Annotated in this window: 17 protein-coding genes and 1 pseudogene; 10 read left to right on the top strand and 8 right to left on the bottom strand. The window is 50.5% G+C overall.

Annotated features, from left to right (window positions below; all coding sequences use genetic code 11):
* Positions 1 to 4: 4 nt before the first annotated feature.
* Together FDW97_RS04405 and ompL are read left to right on the top strand one after the other, a co-directional pair.
* Positions 5 to 1,426: an MFS transporter gene (locus FDW97_RS04405; protein ID WP_038635853.1), complete on the top strand. Its 1,422-nt coding sequence runs from the start codon at positions 5 to 7 to the stop codon at positions 1,424 to 1,426.
* A 66-nt stretch (positions 1,427 to 1,492) separates the two neighbouring features.
* The gene (ompL, locus tag FDW97_RS04400; protein ID WP_137350701.1) at positions 1,493 to 2,185 is read left to right on the top strand and encodes a porin OmpL; all 693 of its coding nucleotides are present in this window, start codon (positions 1,493 to 1,495) and stop codon (positions 2,183 to 2,185) included.
* 70 nt (positions 2,186 to 2,255) lie between these two features.
* Here ompL and typA read toward each other — a convergent pair whose 3' ends face one another.
* A complete protein-coding gene (gene typA, locus FDW97_RS04395; RefSeq protein WP_003028641.1) occupies positions 2,256 to 4,079 on the bottom strand; it encodes a ribosome-dependent GTPase TypA in 1,824 nt (607 codons plus the stop codon).
* A gap of 380 nt (positions 4,080 to 4,459) precedes the next feature.
* Here typA and glnA point away from each other — a divergent pair, with 380 nt between their 5' ends.
* From glnA to FDW97_RS04370, 4 genes are all read left to right on the top strand, one after another.
* Positions 4,460 to 5,869 (top strand): glutamate--ammonia ligase, encoded by a 1,410-nt coding sequence (gene glnA / locus FDW97_RS04390; RefSeq protein WP_038635848.1) that lies wholly within the window; start codon positions 4,460 to 4,462, stop codon positions 5,867 to 5,869.
* A 299-nt stretch (positions 5,870 to 6,168) separates the two neighbouring features.
* Complete coding sequence (glnL, locus tag FDW97_RS04380) at positions 6,169 to 7,218, top strand: nitrogen regulation protein NR(II) (protein WP_038635845.1); 1,050 nt, start codon at positions 6,169 to 6,171, stop codon at positions 7,216 to 7,218.
* A gap of 11 nt (positions 7,219 to 7,229) precedes the next feature.
* A complete protein-coding gene (gene glnG, locus FDW97_RS04375; RefSeq protein WP_038642954.1) occupies positions 7,230 to 8,639 on the top strand; it encodes a nitrogen regulation protein NR(I) in 1,410 nt (469 codons plus the stop codon).
* A 112-nt stretch (positions 8,640 to 8,751) separates the two neighbouring features.
* Positions 8,752 to 8,862 (top strand): YshB family small membrane protein, encoded by a 111-nt coding sequence (locus tag FDW97_RS04370; protein WP_003028631.1) that lies wholly within the window; start codon positions 8,752 to 8,754, stop codon positions 8,860 to 8,862.
* 87 nt (positions 8,863 to 8,949) lie between these two features.
* Here the strand turns inward: FDW97_RS04370 and hemN are convergent, their stop codons facing one another.
* From hemN to FDW97_RS04355, 3 genes and pseudogenes are all read right to left on the bottom strand, one after another.
* Positions 8,950 to 10,323, bottom strand: coding sequence for an oxygen-independent coproporphyrinogen III oxidase (gene hemN / locus FDW97_RS04365; RefSeq protein ID WP_121529775.1), 1,374 nt, complete (start codon positions 10,321 to 10,323; stop codon positions 8,950 to 8,952).
* 188 nt (positions 10,324 to 10,511) lie between these two features.
* Entirely contained in the window at positions 10,512 to 11,024 is a 513-nt protein-coding gene (gene yihI / locus FDW97_RS04360; protein WP_038635839.1) for a Der GTPase-activating protein YihI, read from the bottom strand.
* A gap of 103 nt (positions 11,025 to 11,127) precedes the next feature.
* Positions 11,128 to 11,376: pseudogene (locus FDW97_RS04355) on the bottom strand (hypothetical protein).
* 209 nt (positions 11,377 to 11,585) lie between these two features.
* Here FDW97_RS04355 and yihA point away from each other — a divergent pair.
* Entirely contained in the window at positions 11,586 to 12,218 is a 633-nt protein-coding gene (gene yihA / locus FDW97_RS04350; protein WP_069324898.1) for a ribosome biogenesis GTP-binding protein YihA/YsxC, read from the top strand.
* Between the two features lie 333 nt (positions 12,219 to 12,551).
* Here yihA and polA read toward each other — a convergent pair whose 3' ends face one another.
* Positions 12,552 to 15,338, bottom strand: coding sequence for a DNA polymerase I (gene polA, locus FDW97_RS04345; protein WP_085049698.1), 2,787 nt, complete (start codon positions 15,336 to 15,338; stop codon positions 12,552 to 12,554).
* 363 nt (positions 15,339 to 15,701) lie between these two features.
* Here polA and FDW97_RS04340 point away from each other — a divergent pair, with 363 nt between their 5' ends.
* Positions 15,702 to 16,637: an acyltransferase gene (locus FDW97_RS04340; RefSeq protein ID WP_085049697.1), complete on the top strand. Its 936-nt coding sequence runs from the start codon at positions 15,702 to 15,704 to the stop codon at positions 16,635 to 16,637.
* 13 nt (positions 16,638 to 16,650) lie between these two features.
* On the opposite strand, the gene dsbA is transcribed toward FDW97_RS04340, so the two are convergent.
* From dsbA to FDW97_RS04325, 3 genes are all read right to left on the bottom strand, one after another.
* Positions 16,651 to 17,274, bottom strand: a complete 624-nt coding sequence (dsbA, locus tag FDW97_RS04335; RefSeq protein ID WP_038635827.1) for a thiol:disulfide interchange protein DsbA — start codon at positions 17,272 to 17,274, stop codon at positions 16,651 to 16,653.
* A 16-nt stretch (positions 17,275 to 17,290) separates the two neighbouring features.
* On the bottom strand, positions 17,291 to 18,277 hold the full coding sequence (locus tag FDW97_RS04330; protein WP_061382604.1) for a serine/threonine protein kinase: 987 nt from the start codon (positions 18,275 to 18,277) through the stop codon (positions 17,291 to 17,293).
* A gap of 76 nt (positions 18,278 to 18,353) precedes the next feature.
* A complete protein-coding gene (locus tag FDW97_RS04325; RefSeq protein WP_003028616.1) occupies positions 18,354 to 18,623 on the bottom strand; it encodes a YihD family protein in 270 nt (89 codons plus the stop codon).
* A 69-nt stretch (positions 18,624 to 18,692) separates the two neighbouring features.
* On the opposite strand from FDW97_RS04325, the gene mobA reads away from it, so the two are divergent.
* Complete coding sequence (mobA, locus tag FDW97_RS04320) at positions 18,693 to 19,277, top strand: molybdenum cofactor guanylyltransferase MobA (protein WP_085049695.1); 585 nt, start codon at positions 18,693 to 18,695, stop codon at positions 19,275 to 19,277.
* Positions 19,274 to 19,777: a molybdopterin-guanine dinucleotide biosynthesis protein MobB gene (mobB, locus tag FDW97_RS04315; RefSeq protein ID WP_085049694.1), complete on the top strand. Its 504-nt coding sequence runs from the start codon at positions 19,274 to 19,276 to the stop codon at positions 19,775 to 19,777. The genes mobA and mobB overlap by 4 nt, the downstream gene beginning before the upstream one ends.
* Positions 19,778 to 19,894 lie beyond the last annotated feature (117 nt).

Raw genomic sequence — 19,894 nt, 5'->3', positions numbered from 1 at the left:
GATTATGTCTTTTCATGATCCGCTAACGCTAAAACTGAGCCTGCGTGAAAAATTCGCCTACGGAGTGGGTGACTTCGGCTCAAATTTGATGCTGTGTATCGGCACGCTGTATCTGCTTAAATTTTATACCGATGAACTAGGGATGCCTGCATATTACGGTGGGATTATCTTTCTGGTGGCGAAGTTCTTCACCGCCTTTACCGATATGCTGACCGGTGTATTGCTGGACTCAAGGCGAAATATTGGCACAAAAGGAAAATTCAGACCCTTTATTTTATATGCGTCATTCCCTGTCGCAATCGTTGCCAGCGCGCAGTTTTTAGCGACAGATTTTACGCTCACGGTGAAAACCGGGCTGGCGACGGTGCTGTTTATGCTGTTTGGTCTGTTCTATAGTCTGATGAACTGCTCCTACGGCGCGATGGTGCCTGCTATCACGAAAAACCCACATGAACGCGCTCAGCTCGCCGCCTGGCGTCAGGGCGGTGCAACCATGGGCCTGCTATTGTGTACCGTTGGCTTTATGCCGATTCAGGCGCTATTTGTCAGTTCCCCCTCATTGGGTTATCTGATTGCCGCATTGCTCTTTTCAGTCTGCGGGCTGTTCAGCATGTGGTGGTGCTTTAGCGGTGTGAAAGAACGTTATATCGAAATCGTGCCAGATCACCATAAGCCCAGCATTCTCAAATCATTCTGTGCCATTTTCCGTAATCCCCCGCTGCTGGTGCTGTGTGTTGCCAACCTGTGCACACTGGCCGCATTCAACATCAAACTGGCAATCCAGGTGTATTACACCCAGTACGTGCTCAATGATATTCATCTGCTGTCGTGGATGGGTTTTTTCAGCATGGGATGCATTCTGGTCGGCGTGCTACTGGTTCCCGCGACTGTGAAACGCTTCGGTAAAAAGCAAGTTTATCTCGGCGGTCTGGCATTATGGGCTGTCGGTGATGTTCTGAACTTTTTCTGGGGCAGTACGTCATTTTTGTTTGTAACATTCTCCTGTATGGCCTTCTTCGGGACAGCATTCGTCAACAGCCTGAACTGGGCGCTGGTTCCGGATACGGTCGATTATGGCGAATGGAAAACGGGGATCCGCGCGGAAGGTTCGGTGTATACGGGTTATACCTTTTCTCGCAAAATTTCCGCTGCGCTCGCGGGCTTCCTGCCAGGCATCATGCTGACGCAAATCGGTTATATTCCCAACATAACCCAGAGCGATGCCACCCTGCTTGGCCTGCGTCAGCTTATTTTTCTGTGGCCTTGCGGGCTGGCTATTATCGCTGCATTCACGATGGGTTTATTTTATAAACTCAATGAAACGCGTTTTGCTTTTATTATTGAGGAAATCAGCCAACGGAAGAAAAACAACACTCAAGCGGATCCTGTTACCACTAAGAATAATACCTCTGCTGTAAACGTATAAAAATAATTGCCGCTTATTCCATCTTAATGGATGGCGGCCTCCCTACGCTTAAAAAATGGATTTATTATGAAAAAGTTAACAACAATAATTCTCTTATCCTCTGTTATGTCTACTTCTGTTTTTGCAGGCGCCTATGTCGAGAACCGCGAGGCATATAATCTGGCATCCGATCAGATAGAAGTGATGATGCGCGTTGGCTATAACTCCGATATGGGCGCAGGTATCATGCTCACCAACACCTACACCATGCAACGCAAGGATGAGTTAAAACACGGCTATAACGAAATAGAAGGTTGGTATCCTTTATTTAAACCGACGGATAAATTAACTATCCAGCCCGGCGGGTTGATCAACGATAAGAGTACGGGTTCCGGTGGCGCTGCCTACCTGGATGTTAACTATAAGTTTACCCCGTGGTTTAATCTTACCGTGCGTAATCGTTATAACCATAATAACTACAGTTCAACCGATCTAAACGGTAATCAGGATAATAACGATACCTATGAAATAGGTAACTACTGGAATTTTACTATCACCGATAAGTTTTCCTATACCTTTGAGCCGCACTATTTTATACGAGTTAATGACTTCAACAGCAGTAACGGAAAAGATCATCACTGGGAAATTACAAATACCTTTAAGTATCGTATCAATGAACACTGGCTACCCTATCTGGAATTACGCTGGTTAGATCGCAATGTGGAACCCTATCATCGCGAGCAAAATCAGATTCGTATTGGGGCAAAGTATTTCTTCTGATGCTCCCGAGATAAAAAAAAGCCGCTGATAACCAGCGGCTTTTTTATGCTTACCTGAGAAAGAGCGTTAATTACTCTTCTTTCGCGCCACGCATTGCACGGCGACGATCGTTTTCAGTCAGGTGACGCTTACGGATACGGATAGAGGTTGGAGTCACTTCTACCAGTTCGTCGTCATCAATGAATTCCAGAGCCTGCTCCAGAGTCATCTTAACCGGCGGAACCAGAACCGTTGCTTCGTCAGTACCGGACGCACGCATGTTGGTCAGTTTCTTACCGGTCAGGCAGTTTACGGTCAGGTCGTTAGAGCGGCTGTGAATACCGATGATCTGGCCTTCGTAAACTTCAGCACCGTGACCCAGGAACAGCTTACCGCGGTCCTGCAGGCTGAACAGTGCGAACGCAACTGCTTTACCCTGGCCGTTGGAGATCAGTACGCCGTTCTGACGCTGACCCACATCACCCGCACGGACGTCGTCGTAGTGGCTGAAGGTGGAATACAGCAGACCGGTACCGGAGGTCATGGTCATGAATTCTGAACGGAAGCCGATCAGACCACGGCTTGGGATCACGTAGTCAAGACGTACGCGGCCTTTGCCATCTGGATTCATGTTTTTCAGGTCGCCTTTACGCTCACCCAGAGCCTGCATCACAGAACCCTGATGCTGCTCTTCAACGTCCAGCGTTACGTTTTCGAACGGCTCTTGTTTACGGCCATCGATTTCGCGGAAGATAACTTTCGGACGGGAAACCGCCATTTCGAAACCTTCACGACGCATGTTTTCGATCAGAACAGACAGGTGCAGCTCACCACGACCGGACACACGGAACGCATCCGCATCTTCGGTTTCTTCAACGCGCAGCGCAACGTTGTGCACCAGCTCTTTGTTCAGGCGGTCAAGGATCTGACGAGAGGTAACATATTTACCTTCTTTACCACAGAACGGAGAGGTGTTTACGCAGAAGAACATGGTTACGGTCGGTTCATCAACGGACAGAGCCGGCAGCGCTTCGACATTCTGCGGGTCGCAGATGGTGTCGGAGATGTTCAGTTCGCCCAGACCGGTGATCGCGATGATATCGCCTGCTTCGGCAATATCACTCTCGATACGTTCCAGACCCAGGTGGGTCAGAACTTTACCGACTTTACCGTTGCGGGTTTTGCCTTCGCTATCAATGATAGTGATCTGCTGGTTCGGTTTAACTTTACCGCGTTTGATGCGGCCGATACCGATAACGCCAACGTAGTTGTTGTAGTCCAGCTGAGAGATCTGCATCTGCAGCGGGCCGTCAAGGTCTACGTTCGGAGCCGGTACGCGATCAACGATGGTCTGATACAGCGGAGTCATGTCTTCCGCCATATCTTCGTGATCCAGACCTGCGATACCGTTCAGCGCGGAAGCGTAAACGATCGGGAAGTCCAGTTGTTCGTCGGTAGCGTCGAGGTTAACGAACAGGTCGAATACCTGATCAACAACCCAGTCAGGGCGCGCGCCAGGACGGTCAACTTTGTTGATAACAACAATTGGCTTCAGGCCATGGGCAAAGGCTTTTTTGGTCACGAAGCGCGTCTGCGGCATCGGACCATCCATTGCATCCACCACCAGCAGCACGGAGTCGACCATGGACATTACACGTTCAACTTCACCACCGAAGTCGGCGTGCCCCGGGGTGTCAACGATGTTGATACGGTAGTCATTCCATTTGATAGCGGTGTTTTTAGCGAGGATGGTAATCCCACGCTCTTTCTCCAAATCGTTGGAGTCCATCACGCGCTCTTGGGTTTCAGCACGTGCATCGAACGTACCGGATTGTTGGAGCAGCTTGTCTACCAGGGTCGTTTTACCATGGTCTACGTGCGCGATGATGGCGATGTTACGCAAATTTTCGATCACAACTTTGCCTCAGGCATTTTAGAAATAGCGCGTTATTGTACACGGATTAATCGCAGTACAAAACAGGATCACAAACATCCTCCGCAAACAAGTATTGCAGAGTTTCTTTGTGATCACATTCACGGAGCGTTAAAAGGGGTAATCTGGGGTGCGTTGCACCAATATGGTGCTTAATGTTCACATTAAAGCACTATAATGGTGCAATGCATCCTTCATGGTGCAGCCCCTTTGCACGATAGTGCGCATGATAACGCCTTTTAGGGGCAATTTAAAAGTTGGCACAGATTTCGCTTTATCTTTTTTACGGCGACACGGCCAATTTTTTGCAGAATTGAAGACTTCGTTACCACGACGACCATGACCAATCCGGGAGAGTAAGTATGTCCGCTGAACACGTTTTGACGATGCTGAACGAACACGAAGTGAAGTTTGTTGATTTGCGCTTCACTGATACTAAAGGTAAAGAACAGCACGTCACTATTCCTGCTCATCAGGTAAATGCCGAATTCTTTGAAGAAGGCAAAATGTTTGACGGCTCCTCAATCGGTGGCTGGAAAGGCATTAACGAATCAGACATGGTTCTGATGCCAGATGCGTCTACTGCACTCATTGACCCGTTCTATGAAGAGTCCACCCTGATCATCCGTTGTGATATCCTGGAACCCGGTACGCTGCAGGGCTACGACCGCGACCCGCGCTCCATCGCTAAACGCGCTGAAGAGTACCTGCGTTCTACCGGCATCGCAGACACCGTTCTGTTCGGGCCAGAGCCAGAGTTCTTCCTGTTTGACGACATCCGTTTCGGCGCGTCCATTTCCGGTTCCCACGTGGCTATCGATGATATCGAGGGCGCATGGAACTCCTCCACCAAGTACGAAGGTGGTAACAAAGGTCACCGTCCGGGCGTGAAAGGCGGTTACTTCCCGGTTCCTCCGGTAGATTCTTCTCAGGACATCCGTTCAACCATGTGTCTGATCATGGAAGAAATGGGCCTGGTCGTTGAAGCGCATCACCACGAAGTAGCGACTGCTGGTCAGAACGAAATCGCGACCCGCTTCAACACCATGACCAAAAAAGCGGACGAAATTCAGATCTACAAATATGTGGTTCACAACGTCGCTCACCGTTTCGGTAAAACCGCGACCTTTATGCCAAAACCAATGTTTGGCGATAACGGTTCCGGCATGCACTGCCACATGTCCCTGTCCAAGAACGGCGTAAACCTATTCTCCGGTGACAAATATGCGGGTCTGTCTGAGCAGGCGCTGTACTACATCGGCGGCGTTATCAAACACGCTAAAGCGATCAACGCCCTGGCGAACCCGACCACCAACTCCTACAAGCGTCTGGTCCCGGGTTACGAAGCGCCGGTAATGCTGGCTTACTCTGCCCGTAACCGTTCTGCTTCTATCCGTATTCCGGTAGTGGCTTCTCCGAAAGCACGTCGTATCGAAGTGCGCTTCCCGGACCCGGCTGCTAACCCGTACCTGTGCTTTGCCGCGCTGCTGATGGCGGGTCTTGACGGTATTAAGAACAAGATCCACCCGGGTGAAGCGATGGACAAAAACCTGTACGACCTGCCGCCTGAAGAAGCGAAGGAGATCCCACAGGTTGCAGGTTCTCTGGAAGAAGCACTGAAAGAACTGGATCTGGACCGCGAGTTCCTGACTGCAGGCGGCGTGTTCACCAATGAAGCGATCGATGCGTACATTGCGCTGCGTCGTGAAGAAGATGACCGTGTGCGCATGACGCCGCACCCGGTAGAGTTTGAGCTGTACTACAGCGTTTAATTTAACTTTTACACTCTCACATAAAAACGTGCAGAGGGTGTAATAACCAATGGATTTCTTGCTACAGCAAGGCGGCAATTGAGTGAATCCCCGGGAGCTTACATAAGTAAGTGACTGGGGTGAGCGAAAGCAGCCAACACAGCTGTAGGGAGAAAGACGAAGGTTTTAGTTGCCGTGGAACTTTTAGCCCATCTCTGGATGGGCTTTTTTCTCCACTAACAACCTGCTTTCTCGCGCTTTTTATCCATAAAAAGCTATAATGCACTAAAATGGTGCAACACTTTTCAGGAGACTGCTGAATGGCAACCGGCACGCTGCCCGATGCTGGGCAGATCCTCAATTCTTTAATCAATAGCATCTTACTCGTCGACGATGAGCTGTCGATACATTACGCCAACCCGGCGGCGCAACAACTGCTCGCCCAAAGCTCCCGCAAACTGTTTGGTACACCGCTGCCCGATCTGTTGAGTTATTTTTCGTTAAACATCGGACTGATGCGTGAGAGCCTGGAAGCTGGTCAGGGCTTTACGGATAACGAAGTGACGCTGGTGATAGACAGCCACTCGCATATCCTCTCTGTGACCGCCCAGAGGCTGCCTGATGGGCTTATCCTGCTGGAGATGGCGCCAATGGATAACCAGCGCCGTCTGAGTCAGGAACAGCTCCAGCATGCCCAGCAAATTGCCGCCCGCGATCTGGTACGCGGTCTGGCGCATGAAATTAAAAACCCGTTGGGCGGTTTACGCGGCGCGGCGCAGCTTCTCAGTAAAGCGCTCCCGGACCCGGCGCTGACCGAATATACCAAAGTTATTATTGAGCAGGCCGATCGCCTGCGTAATCTGGTCGACCGTCTATTAGGACCGCAACAACCGGGCATGCATATCACGGAAAGTATTCACAAAGTGGCGGAGCGTGTGGTGGCGCTGGTTTCGATGGAAGTGCCAGAAAACGTTACGCTAATTCGTGATTACGATCCGAGCCTGCCTGAGTTATTGCACGACCCGGACCAGATAGAACAGGTCCTGCTGAATATCGTGCGCAATGCCCTGCAAGCGTTAGGGCCGGAAGGCGGCGAGATCGTCCTGCGTACCCGCACTGCGTTTCAGCTCACGCTGCACGGCGTGCGTTACCGTCTGGCGGCGCGGATCGATGTTGAGGATAACGGCCCGGGTATTCCCCCTCATTTGCAGGACACGCTGTTCTACCCAATGGTCAGCGGTCGCGAGGGCGGTACCGGCCTTGGGTTATCCATCGCCCGTAATTTAATTGATCAGCATTCCGGCAAAATTGAATTTACCAGTTGGCCGGGTCATACCGAGTTCTCGGTTTACCTGCCTATCAGGAAATAAAGGTGACGTTTATGCAACGAGGAATAGTCTGGGTCGTTGATGACGATAGTTCCATCCGTTGGGTGCTAGAACGTGCGCTCGCAGGAGCTGGTCTGAGCTGTACCGCATTTGAAAGCGGTAAAGAAGTACTGGATGCACTGGCCAGCAAAACACCGGACGTACTGTTGTCAGACATTCGCATGCCGGGTATGGATGGTCTGACCCTGCTAAAACAGATCAAACAGCGTCATCCGATGCTTCCGGTCATCATAATGACGGCGCATTCCGATCTGGATGCCGCCGTCAGCGCCTACCAGCAAGGGGCGTTTGATTATCTGCCCAAACCTTTTGATATTGACGAAGCTGTGGCGCTGGTCGAACGCGCCATCAGTCATTATCAGGAACAGCAGCAGCCGCGTAATGTACAAATCCACGGTCCAACGACCGACATCATTGGCGAAGCGCCGGCGATGCAGGATGTTTTTCGCATTATTGGCCGGCTTTCACGTTCTTCAATCAGCGTATTGATTAATGGAGAGTCCGGCACCGGTAAAGAGCTGGTCGCTCATGCCCTACACCGCCACAGCCCACGCGTCAAAGCGCCGTTTATCGCGCTGAACATGGCGGCTATCCCGAAAGATTTGATCGAGTCTGAACTGTTCGGTCATGAGAAAGGGGCGTTTACCGGGGCAAATACCATTCGTCAGGGGCGTTTTGAGCAGGCTGACGGTGGTACGCTGTTCCTCGACGAAATCGGCGATATGCCGCTGGACGTGCAAACGCGTTTACTGCGCGTATTAGCCGATGGACAGTTTTACCGTGTGGGCGGTTATGCGCCGGTGAAAGTGGATGTTCGCATCATCGCCGCCACGCATCAGAATCTGGAACTGCGCGTACAGGAAGGCAAATTCCGTGAAGATTTATTCCACCGTCTGAATGTCATTCGCGTTCATTTGCCCCCGCTGCGTGAACGTCGGGAAGACATCCCTCGCCTGGCACGTCATTTCCTGCAGGAAGCGGCCCGCGAGCTGGGGGTGGAAGCCAAGCAATTACATCCCGAAACCGAGGCAGCGCTTACGCGTCTGGCCTGGCCAGGCAACGTACGCCAGCTTGAAAACACCTGCCGCTGGTTAACCGTCATGGCTGCCGGACAGGAAGTATTGATTCAGGACTTGCCGACCGAGCTTTTTGAAACCAGCGTGCCAGACGCGCCGTCCACTATGCAGCCGGACAGTTGGGCAACGCTGTTAGCGCAGTGGGCAGACCGGGCATTACGTTCCGGTCATCAAAACTTGCTTTCTGAAGCTCAACCAGAGATGGAGCGCACGCTGTTGACCACCGCGCTGCGTCATACCCAGGGGCATAAACAGGAAGCAGCGCGTTTGCTCGGCTGGGGCCGTAATACCTTGACGCGTAAGTTAAAAGAACTCGGAATGGAGTGACGATCGGTCGCTGTGTAAAGATTGATAATTGAGCGCAAATTGCTGCTATTTTGCGCTTTACTGTTCCGATGAGTTAAGTATGATCGTGCCCGGCTAACGGGGGGAAGTCATCATGCTGGAATCAATGATTAATCTGCTGTCGAGCGGTGCGGTCGAAAGCCATACGCCACAAACTGCGGTTGCCGCAGTGCTGTGCGCGGCGCTGGTTGGACTGTTCAGCTAGTGGGTTTGTCGGGTGGCGCTGCGCTTACCCGACCTACGTATTGATATTTCGTAGGCCCGGTAAGCGCAGCGCCACCGGGCAACCCGGCTAAATGACGCGTGAGAACTGCTGCATCCGCGCTTTCTGGCGCAGATAGGCATCAAAGCACATGCAAATATTCCGAATCAGCAGGCGGCCCTTAGGCGTAACCTGAATCCCCTTCTCATTCACATCCACCAGCCCATCCTTCGCCAGCGGCGCCAGCAGTTTCAGGTCTTCGGCAAAATAGTCAGCAAAATTCAGATCCCATTGCTGTTCCACGGCGGCATAGTCGAGGCGGAAGTTGCAGATCAGCAGCTTAATCACATCCCGACGAATACAGTCATCGCGGGTCAGCGCAATTCCACGCCATAACGCGTTCCCTTGCTCGTCTACCTGCTGATAATAGCGCTTCAGCTCTTTTTGGTTCTGCGCGTAGTTGTCGCCAATCATACTGATGGCCGATACGCCCATCCCCAAAAGATCGGTATCCCCCTGGGTGGTATACCCCTGGAAATTACGATGCAGCACACCTTTGCGTTGAGCAACCGCCAGTTCGTCATCCGGGCGAGCAAAGTGATCCATGCCAATGAACTGATAACCGGTTTCGGTCAGTGACGAGATGGTCTCCTGCAGGATATCCAGCTTCTGTTGCGCGCTGGGCAGGTCAGCATCTTTGATTTTGCGCTGAGCAGCAAACAGCGTTGGCAAATGCGCGTAGTTAAAAACGCTCAATCGGTCTGGATTTAGCTCAGCCACACGTTTCAGGGTAAAGGCGAAGCTCTCCGGCGTCTGCTTTGGCAGGCCATAAATCAGATCGATGTTCGTCGAGGTAAAGCCAATCTCCCGCGCATGATTCAGCAGCGCAAAGATAAATTCTTCATCCTGCTCACGGTTAACCAGACGCTGAACTTCTTTATTGAAATCCTGTACGCCCATGCTCAGGCGATTAAAACCTTCAGCACGTAAGTGATCGAGTACATCCAGCTCAATTTCACGTGGATCAACTTCGATCGAGATTTCCGCGTCCGCATTAAAGTTGAAGTTGCCACGCAGCAACGACATCAAACGGCTGATTTGCGCTTTATTCAGGTACGTTGGCGTGCCGCCGCCCCAGTGCAGTTGGCTGACATGGCGTCCGGCAAACAGCGGTGCGCGATGAATGATCTCTTGTTCTAACACATCGAGGTATTGATCGGCTTTATGCTGCTGACGCGTCACAACCTTGTTGCAGCCGCAGAAGTAACACAGTTTATGGCAGAACGGGATGTGAACGTACAACGAGAGCGGACGCTCAGGGTAACGCGCCACAGCGTTTAAAAACGCCTCGGCGCCGTAGTCTTCAGAAAACTCCAGCGCGGTTGGGTACGAGGTATATCGTGGCCCGGAATAGTTATATTTCTGGATCAGGGCCAGGTCCCAGTCTATTAGCTGCTCTGACATGCTCACTCCTTCCGATGGCGTCTCTGGCGGGTACGGCGTACCGGCTTAACCCCTGTGCGAGTAATAAGCCGGTTGCGCAGCCACTTCTGTCGCCGCGACAACCGCTGTAGTTTAACGAATAACCACACCAGATAACATATAACCGGAAGGGTTATAAGCAGGACGGGAAGACCCACGGTGTAAAACCGTTAGTTGCCGCCTTTCAGCAGACGCATCATGTCTTCCTGTTTTTCTTCTTCTTCCTCGTCTTCCTCATCATCGTAAGAGAGACCCAGCTTTTGCATCAGCTCATCAATGCGATCCAGCTTGGCATCAACCCAGGTCTGATCTTCCGCACTCAGGGTTTCTCCTGCTTCAAGACGTTCCAACAGCGCATCCAGGCGCTCATCCGTTTCCAGTAAATCCAACTCAGCCTGTGGTGAAAGCATAGGTTTCTCACTCTTCGGTTTGTGCTGTTTGGTGACTTTTTCGGTCACGCCCAATGGAATGGGGGTTTTACTGCCAATACGAGGATCTTGTTGCTTATTTTGCTTTCCGCCACCAGATGCGCCATCGCTTCCGGACGCACGGCTACCCGCCGCATGGCCACGGTGTTTTTTCTGGCGCTTACGGTCGCGAGCTTCCTGGTTAATTTCTTCGCGTGTTTTACGACGCGCTTTTGCAGGACCTTTACCGCGTGGTGTAGAAGTTGGTTTCATCATGATTCGTCTTTGGCTGTTTTTATTCAGTATATATTTGCGCCGGAATCTAGCAGAAATAAAGAAAAAAGGCGACAGAGTAATCTGTCGCCTTTTTTCCTGACTCTCAACCCTTACGGGCTCTACTATCCCTGTTGGCTATCAACACACCCTGTTTTTCCCTTAGCCTGAAACATTCCGTGTTGTTTCCATTTCCTTTTACTAACGTCTCCGGACGTTTGTCTTCCTGACAATCCTGTGTCTTCGCCTCCTGGCGCTCCTGACCCTCATCCTGAGTCGTCTATCCTGTCAGCTTCCTCGCTATGGACACTACTTTACCGTTTTGGCTTAAACGTACAAGTAACCAAGGTAACAATTTCGGATTTTAAGAATACCGCCTAACCGTAACACTATGATTTATTTAGGCTATGTCATTTTTTACCCTGTCATCTCGTATAGATACTATCGGCAATGTCTCACAAAGTGAGTGGTTTTTACTTACACTGGCTACGCGTCGAAAAACCAGCCTTTTGCTGGTGTTCAGGTATAATCGCTGCAAAGCCTTGATTGATGGAGAGGACCGCTTTGACTAACTTGAATTATCAACAGACGCATTTTGTGATGAGTGCGCCTGATATTCGCCACTTACCTTCCGATACCGGAATCGAAGTGGCTTTTGCTGGCCGTTCCAACGCAGGCAAATCCAGTGCGCTAAATACCCTGACTAATCAAAAGAGTCTGGCGCGTACATCTAAAACACCGGGCCGTACTCAGCTCATCAACCTGTTTGAAGTCGTTGACGGCAAACGTCTGGTTGACCTGCCGGGGTACGGTTACGCCGAAGTGCCGGAAGAGATGAAACGCAAATGGCAGCGCGCACTGGCGGAATATCTGGAAAAGCGTCAGAGCTTGCAAGGCCTGGTCGTGTTAATGGATATTCGTCACCCGCTTAAAGATCTGGACCAGCAGATGATCCTATGGGCGGTAGAGAGCAACGTTCAGGTTCTGGTGCTGCTGACCAAAGCAGACAAGCTGGCCAGCGGCGCGCGCAAAGCTCAACTGAATATGGTGCGTGAAGCCGTGCTGGCATTTAATGGCGATGTGCAGGTAGAAGCCTTTTCATCACTGAAAAAAATGGGCGTAGACAAACTGCGTCAGAAGCTGGATAGCTGGTTTAGTGAACTGGCACCGGTTGAAGAGATTCAGGACGGGGAATAATCTCCCGCTATGCCGGATGGCGTCGCTGCGCGTCTTATCCGGCCTACGGCGTGAGCGAAACTTTTCTTGCGCACAATAAAAAACGCCCCAGTCATTACTGACTGGGGCGGCTAAAATATTCAGCCAAATCCGATTACGTGAAGTAAAAGGTCTGAAAGATAGAACATCTTACCTCTGTACCCTACGAGAATAACTTTACTCTTTTTTGAGCAGCTCAGAAAGCACTTTTTGTAATTTTTTTTCATTCCTTACATAGGGAATTCTAATGGACATCACAAAAAGTTCTATCTTATGTTGCTTAGTTACGAAAAATGGCCGTTATTCAGTCACCCCTTAGTGCGCCTGATCCCAGTTTTCACCACTACCGACTTCCACTAATAACGGCACGTCAATCTGGGTCTCGTTTTCCATCAGTTGATGGATCTTTTTCGACACACTTTCCAGGTCATCTTTGTGCACTTCAAACACCAGTTCATCGTGAACTTGCATGATCATGCGCACGCGCGGTTGCTCGGTTTGCAGCCATCCGTCTACGGCTATCATGGCTCGCTTAATAATGTCTGCGGCAGTACCTTGCATCGGGGCGTTGATTGCGGCACGTTCAGCACCCGCGCGACGAGCGCCATTACTGGATTTAATATCCGGCAAATAGAGGCGACGACCTTCCAGCGTTTCAACGTAACCCTGCTCTTTTGCCTGTGCACGCGTGCGTTCCATATATTCCAGCACGCCAGGATAGCGTTCGAAGTAGAGATCCATGTACTTCTGTGCTTCCTTGCGCGGAATATTTAACTGGCGAGCAAGACCAAAGGCGCTCATCCCGTAGATCAGACCGAAGTTGATAGCTTTCGCGCTGCGGCGTTGTTCGTTAGTTACTGAATCCAGCGGTAAGCCAAAGACTTCAGCGGCCGTTGCGCGGTGAATATCTTTCCCTTCGGCAAATGCGGTAAGCAAGCCTTTATCACGCGAGAGGTGCGCCATGATACGTAGTTCAATCTGCGAGTAGTCCGCGGAAACAATCACGTAGTCTTCCGGGGCAATAAACGCCTGGCGAATACGACGACCTTCGTCATTACGTACCGGGATGTTTTGCAGGTTCGGATCCGTTGAAGACAAGCGTCCGGTCGCGGTAACCGCCTGATGATAGGAGGTATGTACGCGCCCGGTTTTCTTGTTAATCATCAACGGAAGCTTGTCCGTATAGGTCGACTTCAGTTTTGCTAACCCGCGATATTCCAGGATCACTTTCGGCAATGGGTAATCCAACGCAAGCTCTTCCAGTACCTCTTCCGACGTTGATGGTGCGCCGCCAGGCGTTTTCTTCAGCGGCTTAATGCCCTGCTTTTCAAACAGGATGGTTTGCAGTTGCTTGGTGGAAGAGAGGTTAAACGCTTCGCCGGCAATCTCGTGCGCTTTTTGCTCCAGCTCGTTCAAACGCAGCGTCAGCTCTTCTGAATGCTTGTGCAGAACAGCCGGATCGATTTTCACACCGTTGCGCTCAACGCGAGACAAAACCGGCACCAGCGGCATATCAATATTTTCAAAGACGTTCAGCGGCCCTTTATGCTGCTGCAATTCTGGCCACATCTTCAGATGCAGCTGTAGCGTAACGTCGGCGTCTTCCGCAGCGTAACGACCGGCCTCTTCCAGCGCTATCTGGTTAAAGGTCAGCTGGTTTTTGCCTTTTCCGGCGATCTCTTCAAAGGTGATAGTTTTATGTTTCAGCCAGCGGTCCGACAGGCTGTCCATATCGTGTCTACCGGCAACGCTGTTAAGAATGTAGGATTCGAGCATGGTGTCAAAGGTGATGCCGCGCAGCTCGATGCCATAATTCGCCAGGATACCGCGATCGTACTTCAGGTTTTGCCCAACTTTGTGCGCGTTCTCATCTTCCAATAGCGGCTTCAGCAGCGCCAGCGCGCGGTCGCGCGCGATCTGATCGGGGGCGTCCAGGTAGTCATGGGCAACAGGAACATACGCCGCCACGCCCGGTTCAATGGCAAAAGACAGTCCAACCAGATTCGCGGAGATATTGTCCAGGCTGTCAGTTTCTGTATCAAAGGCGAAGACGGGCGCTTTTTTCAGCTTTGCGATCCACTCTTCCAGCGTCGCTTCATCCAGAATCGTCACGTAGTTATCGTAGGAAAGAGCCGTCGCAGGTTCTTCCGGCGTAGCCTCGACGACGATTGTTTCCTGCGGTTTAGCCGCTGGCTTCGTTCCTTTCGCCTGTAGCCATTTACCGGATTCTACGTCTGCAACCCAACGCTTAAATTCGTACTGTTTAAACAGACCAAGCAGTTCATCTGTTGCGGGCTGCTTCACTTCCAGTTGCTCGCAGGTTAACTCCAGTTCCACATCCGTTTTAATGGTCGCTAATTGATAAGAGAGGTACGCCACCTCTTTATTCTGCTCAAGTTTGCCCGCCATGGTTTTTGCGCCACGGAAAGTCAGCCCCGCGATCTTGTCTGATTCTGCATAGAGGGTATCCAGCCCACCCAGCCCCTGAAGCAGAGCCTGAGCCGTTTTCTCACCCACGCCAGGAACGCCTGGAATGTTATCGGAGGAGTCGCCCATCAGCGCCAGGAAATCAATGATCAGCTCAGGCGGCACACCATACTTATTCACCACTTCATCCGGGCCGAGGATCGTATTAGTCATGGTGTTGATCAGGGTGATGTTTGGAGTCACCAACTGAGCCATGTCTTTATCACCGGTACTGATCAATACCGGACGACCAACCTTTTCCGCTTCACGCGCCAGCGTACCGATAACATCATCGGCTTCCACGCCTGAAACAGCCAGTAATGGCAGCCCCATCGCTTTTACCATCGCATGCAGAGGTTCAATCTGCGCGCGCAGATCGTCAGGCATTGGCGGGCGATGTGACTTGTAATGCTCGAATAATTCATCACGGAAGGTTTTACCCTTAGCGTCGAATACCACAGCAGCATGGGTCGGCTGATATTGTAGAATCAAGCTACGCAACATGTTGAGAACACCGTACATCGCACCAGTAGGTTCTCCTGCGCTGTTAGTCAGCGGCGGAAACGCGTGATATGCGCGATAAAGGTAAGATGAGCCATCTACAAGGATAAGTGGGTTTTCTGGGATCTGAACCATAATGTCCGTGCCTGTTTATCAGATTATGGGTAAAGGATGCCACAGACGGGATGAAAACATGAGTTTTTCGCCGTTTTTGTCGAAAAACTTTTGCAGTTCTTCTGCTTTGATCGCAAATCAAACTGTGGATAACTTTGTGAATAAATAATTTTCAGCGCTTTAAATATAGCAAGTTAATTATTGAACAATTACATTTTTTCATATATTTCAGTTAATTAAAGAAACTTACAGCATTTTATCCCATTTTTATCGCTTGTCTCCTGATGTGGATAGATATTCCTTTTTTTTCTATTCAGGGAAGATCCATCATTTGGTTCGTTTTCTGATAAAATTAGCCCCTTGCGCCTCTTTAGCGCACTGTCTATGGCTAACCTTTTGAATAATTTAATTATGACAAGAATACTCGCTGCGATAACGCTGTTGCTGAGTATCGTATTGACCATATTGGTCACGATTTTTTGTTCTGTGCCGATCATCCTTGCCGGGGTTGTAAAACTCCTTTTGCCTGTTCCTGTCGTCTGGCGCAAGGTTTCCATCTTCTGTAATTTCATGATGTATTGCTGGTGTGAAGGTCTGGCGCTACTTCTACACCTCAATCCACGATTGAAGTGGGACGTCGAAGGGCTGGAAGGTCTTAGCAAAAAAAACTGGTATCTGCTCATTTGTAATCATTACAGCTGGGCCGATATCGTTGTGCTTTGCGTTCTGTTCCGTAAGCACATCCCGATGAATAAATATTTTCTCAAACAACAGCTGGCCTGGGTGCCGTTTATTGGCCTGGCCTGCTGGGCGCTGGATATGCCGTTTATGAAACGTTATTCACGCGGCTATCTGCTCCGTCACCCGGAACGGCGCGGTAAAGATGTGGAAACAACGCGTCGTTCCTGCGAGAAGTTTCGCGTACACCCGACAACTATCGTGAATTTTGTCGAAGGTTCACGCTTTACTAACGAGAAACGTGAGCAAACCCGCTCCCCCTATCAAAACCTGCTCCCACCTAAGGCGGCCGGTATCGCTATGGCATTAAATGTACTGGGGTCGCAGTTTGATAAGTTGCTGAACGTCACGTTGTGCTACCCGGAAAATAGCCGCCGCCCTTTCTACGATATGCTGAGCGGCAAATTAACGCGTATTGTCGTGCGGGTGAACCTGGAGCAAATTCAAGAAGAGTTGCACGGTGATTACGTGAACGATAAAGGTTTCAAGCGTCGGTTTCAGCTATGGTTGAATACGCTCTGGAGCGAGAAAGACGCGCAAATAGATGCGATTAAAGCCACAAACAAAAAAGCCGGTCAATGACCGGCTTTCGCTTTTACTTCTGACTAACCAGGAATTTCACGGTATCCGCATACTGCTGTACAAAGATATCCATGCTGCTGGTATCCATGCCCTGCGGGTTTACCTGGTATTTACCATTCACGAACATCGCCGGAACGCCCTGCAGCTGTAAATCAGCCGCCGCTTTTTCCTGCTGCGCCACGAGTGATTTCACCACAAAGCTGTTCCATGCCGCATCGTAGTCTTCACCTTTAATACCCGCGTCGACAAACACTTTACGGATATCTGCAACAGACTGAACGGTCTGGGTTTTCTGAACCCCTTCAAACAGCGGAACAGTGACCTTATCTTCAACGCCAAGTGCCATAGCAACAGCCCAGGCCTGCGTCAGATCTTTACCCAAAGGCCCAAGAAACTCGACGTGGTATTTGGTCATCTTGGTACCTTCCGGCAGTTTTTTCTTCACGTTATCAGACACATGAAGCACTTCTTCAAACTGGTAGCAATGCGGGCAGTAGAAGGAGAAGAACTCCAACACTTGCGGTTCACCCGCAACAGGCTTTTCCAGAGTGATGTATTGTTTGCCATCCTGGAACTGCGCCGCAGATGCGCTAAAAGCTAAAACCATACCAGCCAGCGCCAGCCATATTTTTTTCATGTTCAAGTTTCTCCGATTAATACATTGGCGTTAATTGTAAGGGGGGCTCTTGCAGAATTTTTGCCTGCTCAATAAAAGTTGCGGTCTGACGATGCCAGTAATCTTCCCCGGTTAACCACGGGAAGTTTTTTGGAAACGCAGGGTCACCCCAACGTCGAATCAGCCATGCAAGATAATAAACTAAACGCATAGCACGTAAAGGTTCGATCAGTCCGATTTCTGTCGTGTCGAACTCACTAAACTCTTCATAAGCCTCGATAATGGTTTCAAGCTGCATGCGTTGTTCAGCTTTATCACCATTGAGGAGCATCCATAAATCCTGAACAGCCGGACCATTGCGGGCATCATCTAAATCGACAAACATTGGGCCGTCACGCCACAGAATATTGCCGGCATGACAATCACCGTGCAGGCGTAACGTGGCAAAACGCGTATGCCAGCATTCGGAAACTACTGTAATAAGTGAATCCGTTGCTTTCAGGAAGGCTGCTTTTTGCCCTGATGGAATAAGTTGGGCCTGTTCAAACAGTTTACGCGGTTCGGTCAGATACTCTTCAAGGCCAATCGTGGGACGGAAAGCGAAATTACGCTTGCCGCCAGTCTGGTGCATACGCCCCAGATAGCGCCCAACCGCCTCCATCTGATCGATGTTATCTGCCTCAAACTGGCGCCCGCCGACGCTTGGGAAGATCGCATAATGAAAACCCTGATGGCTTAACAGCGTTTGGCCATTCAGTACCAACGGCGCAGCAACCGGCACTTCATCGCTCACCAGCTCCAGAGCAAACTGGTGCTCCTCCTGGATCTGATCGACGGACCAACGCTCAGGGCGATAAAACTTAACGACAAAGCGTCTGCGGTCTTCGTCCTGAAACTGATAGACACGGTTTTCATAGCTGTTAAGCGGGGTAAGCCCGGAGTCCACCCGGATCCCCTGCTCAAACAGCGCATCCATGATGGTATCCGGGTGTAGCGTCTGGAAAGTAAAAGCGTTGTCGTTCATCCCATCATCCGGAAAATACTACGAATGATTCAGGATATCATTTCGCAGCGCTTTCGGTGGCGGCGATTACAAGCTTTTACTCTTTAATTACGCCACGTGCGCGGAGAAGGGCTGTTTTAAAATCTTCTTCATAATCTTTCTGAATACCTGGGATGACGGCGTCTTTCGCCGAGTCACGCATTTTCAGGTGATAGATCAGAATGTCATCAGTTAAATCCGCCAGTTCACCGTCAAAACCTGACTCTTGCGCCAGTTTCTGTAAAAATTGCATCAGGTTAAGATCGGGTTCTTTCTGCCAGGCTGGCTGGAGGAGTTCAATAACTTCATTCAGGCGTTTACATTTCATGGTTGTGCTCCTTAGGCTCAATACGGATACGTTAGCAGGGTCAATCCCACATTAAAAGAGGCGATATCAGTGATTCTGGATAGTGCAATAACAGGGGTTGTGCTGGCGGGCGGTAAGGCCAGACGGATGGGCGGAACGGATAAAGGTTTGCTTGAGCTGGACGGTAAACCGCTTTGGCGGCATGTAGCCGATACCCTCGCTTTGCAGGTCGAAACCGTAGTCGTTAATGCCAATCGCCACCGGGATATCTACCAACAAAGCGGCCTGAAAGTGATTCCCGATGCCCTGGCCGATTTCCCTGGCCCACTGGCCGGGATGCTGTCGGTATTCCTGCAGCAAGCGGGGGACTGGTTTTTGTTCTGCCCGTGCGATATGCCCTATATTCCTCACGATCTGGTCTCTCGTTTAAAAGAGCAGCGCAAAGCTGCACCAATCGTCTGGGTGCATGATGGGGAAAGAGATCACCCGACCATTGCCCTGATGCACCGTTCCTTGCAGCCCTTGCTACAGGATTATCTTCAGTCAGGTGAACGACGCGTCATGATTTTTATGCGTCAGGCTGGCGGTCATGCCGTCGATTTCAGCGATCATAAAGATGCATTCGTAAACGTGAACACACCTGAAGAACTCGCAAAATGGCAGGAAAAATCATGATCCCATTACTTGCCATTGCGGCATGGAGCGGTACGGGAAAAACCACGCTGCTAAAGAAACTGATCCCTGAGCTGCGCGCCAGAGGTATTAGACCCGGATTGATTAAGCATACTCACCATAATATGGATATCGACAAGCCCGGCAAAGATAGCTATGAGCTGCGCAAGGCAGGGGCGGCACAAACACTGGTCGCCAGTCAGCAACGTTGGGCGTTAATGGTAGAAACACCGGAAGAACCCGAACTGGATTTAGCGTATCTGGTAAGCAGGATGGATGCTTCGACGTTGGATATGGTACTGGTTGAGGGATTTAAGCATGAACCTGTTGCGAAGATCCTGCTTTTTCGCGAGGGCTGCGGGCATAGTTCTAAAGAGTTGGCGATGGATGAGTTTGTTATCGCGGTTGCCAGTGATGTTCCGTTACCTGTGGATGTTCCATCATTAGATATTAATGATATACAGCAAATTGCTGATTTTGTTATGCAATGGGTAAGAAGATAACCACGGTGCCGCAATGTGCCTGATGCGCTGCGCTTATCAGCGCCTACAAAATACGTTCAGTATAACGTAGGCCGGATAAGGCGGTGCCCCGCATCCGGCAGGTTTCATTTCACACAG

It is taken from the genome of Citrobacter sp. wls708 (assembly GCF_005281255.1).
Lineage (GTDB): Bacteria > Pseudomonadota > Gammaproteobacteria > Enterobacterales > Enterobacteriaceae > Citrobacter > Citrobacter werkmanii.
The sequence above is the reverse complement of the archived record's forward strand: the minus strand, read 5'-3'. Positions and strand labels throughout refer to the sequence as shown.

Coding starts and splice junctions, on each gene's coding strand:
- FDW97_RS04405 (WP_038635853.1), top strand. CDS start 5: ATGTCTTTTCATGATCCGCTAACGCTAAAACTGAGCCTGCGTGAAAAA.
- glnA (WP_038635848.1), top strand. CDS start 4,460: ATGTCCGCTGAACACGTTTTGACGATGCTGAACGAACACGAAGTGAAG.
- ompL (WP_137350701.1), top strand. CDS start 1,493: ATGAAAAAGTTAACAACAATAATTCTCTTATCCTCTGTTATGTCTACT.
- polA (WP_085049698.1), bottom strand. CDS start 15,338: ATGGTTCAGATCCCAGAAAACCCACTTATCCTTGTAGATGGCTCATCT.
- FDW97_RS04370 (WP_003028631.1), top strand. CDS start 8,752: ATGCTGGAATCAATGATTAATCTGCTGTCGAGCGGTGCGGTCGAAAGC.
- glnG (WP_038642954.1), top strand. CDS start 7,230: ATGCAACGAGGAATAGTCTGGGTCGTTGATGACGATAGTTCCATCCGT.
- FDW97_RS04325 (WP_003028616.1), bottom strand. CDS start 18,623: ATGAAATGTAAACGCCTGAATGAAGTTATTGAACTCCTCCAGCCAGCC.
- hemN (WP_121529775.1), bottom strand. CDS start 10,323: ATGTCAGAGCAGCTAATAGACTGGGACCTGGCCCTGATCCAGAAATAT.
- glnL (WP_038635845.1), top strand. CDS start 6,169: ATGGCAACCGGCACGCTGCCCGATGCTGGGCAGATCCTCAATTCTTTA.
- mobB (WP_085049694.1), top strand. CDS start 19,274: ATGATCCCATTACTTGCCATTGCGGCATGGAGCGGTACGGGAAAAACC.
- FDW97_RS04340 (WP_085049697.1), top strand. CDS start 15,702: ATGGCTAACCTTTTGAATAATTTAATTATGACAAGAATACTCGCTGCG.
- yihI (WP_038635839.1), bottom strand. CDS start 11,024: ATGATGAAACCAACTTCTACACCACGCGGTAAAGGTCCTGCAAAAGCG.
- dsbA (WP_038635827.1), bottom strand. CDS start 17,274: ATGAAAAAAATATGGCTGGCGCTGGCTGGTATGGTTTTAGCTTTTAGC.
- FDW97_RS04330 (WP_061382604.1), bottom strand. CDS start 18,277: ATGAACGACAACGCTTTTACTTTCCAGACGCTACACCCGGATACCATC.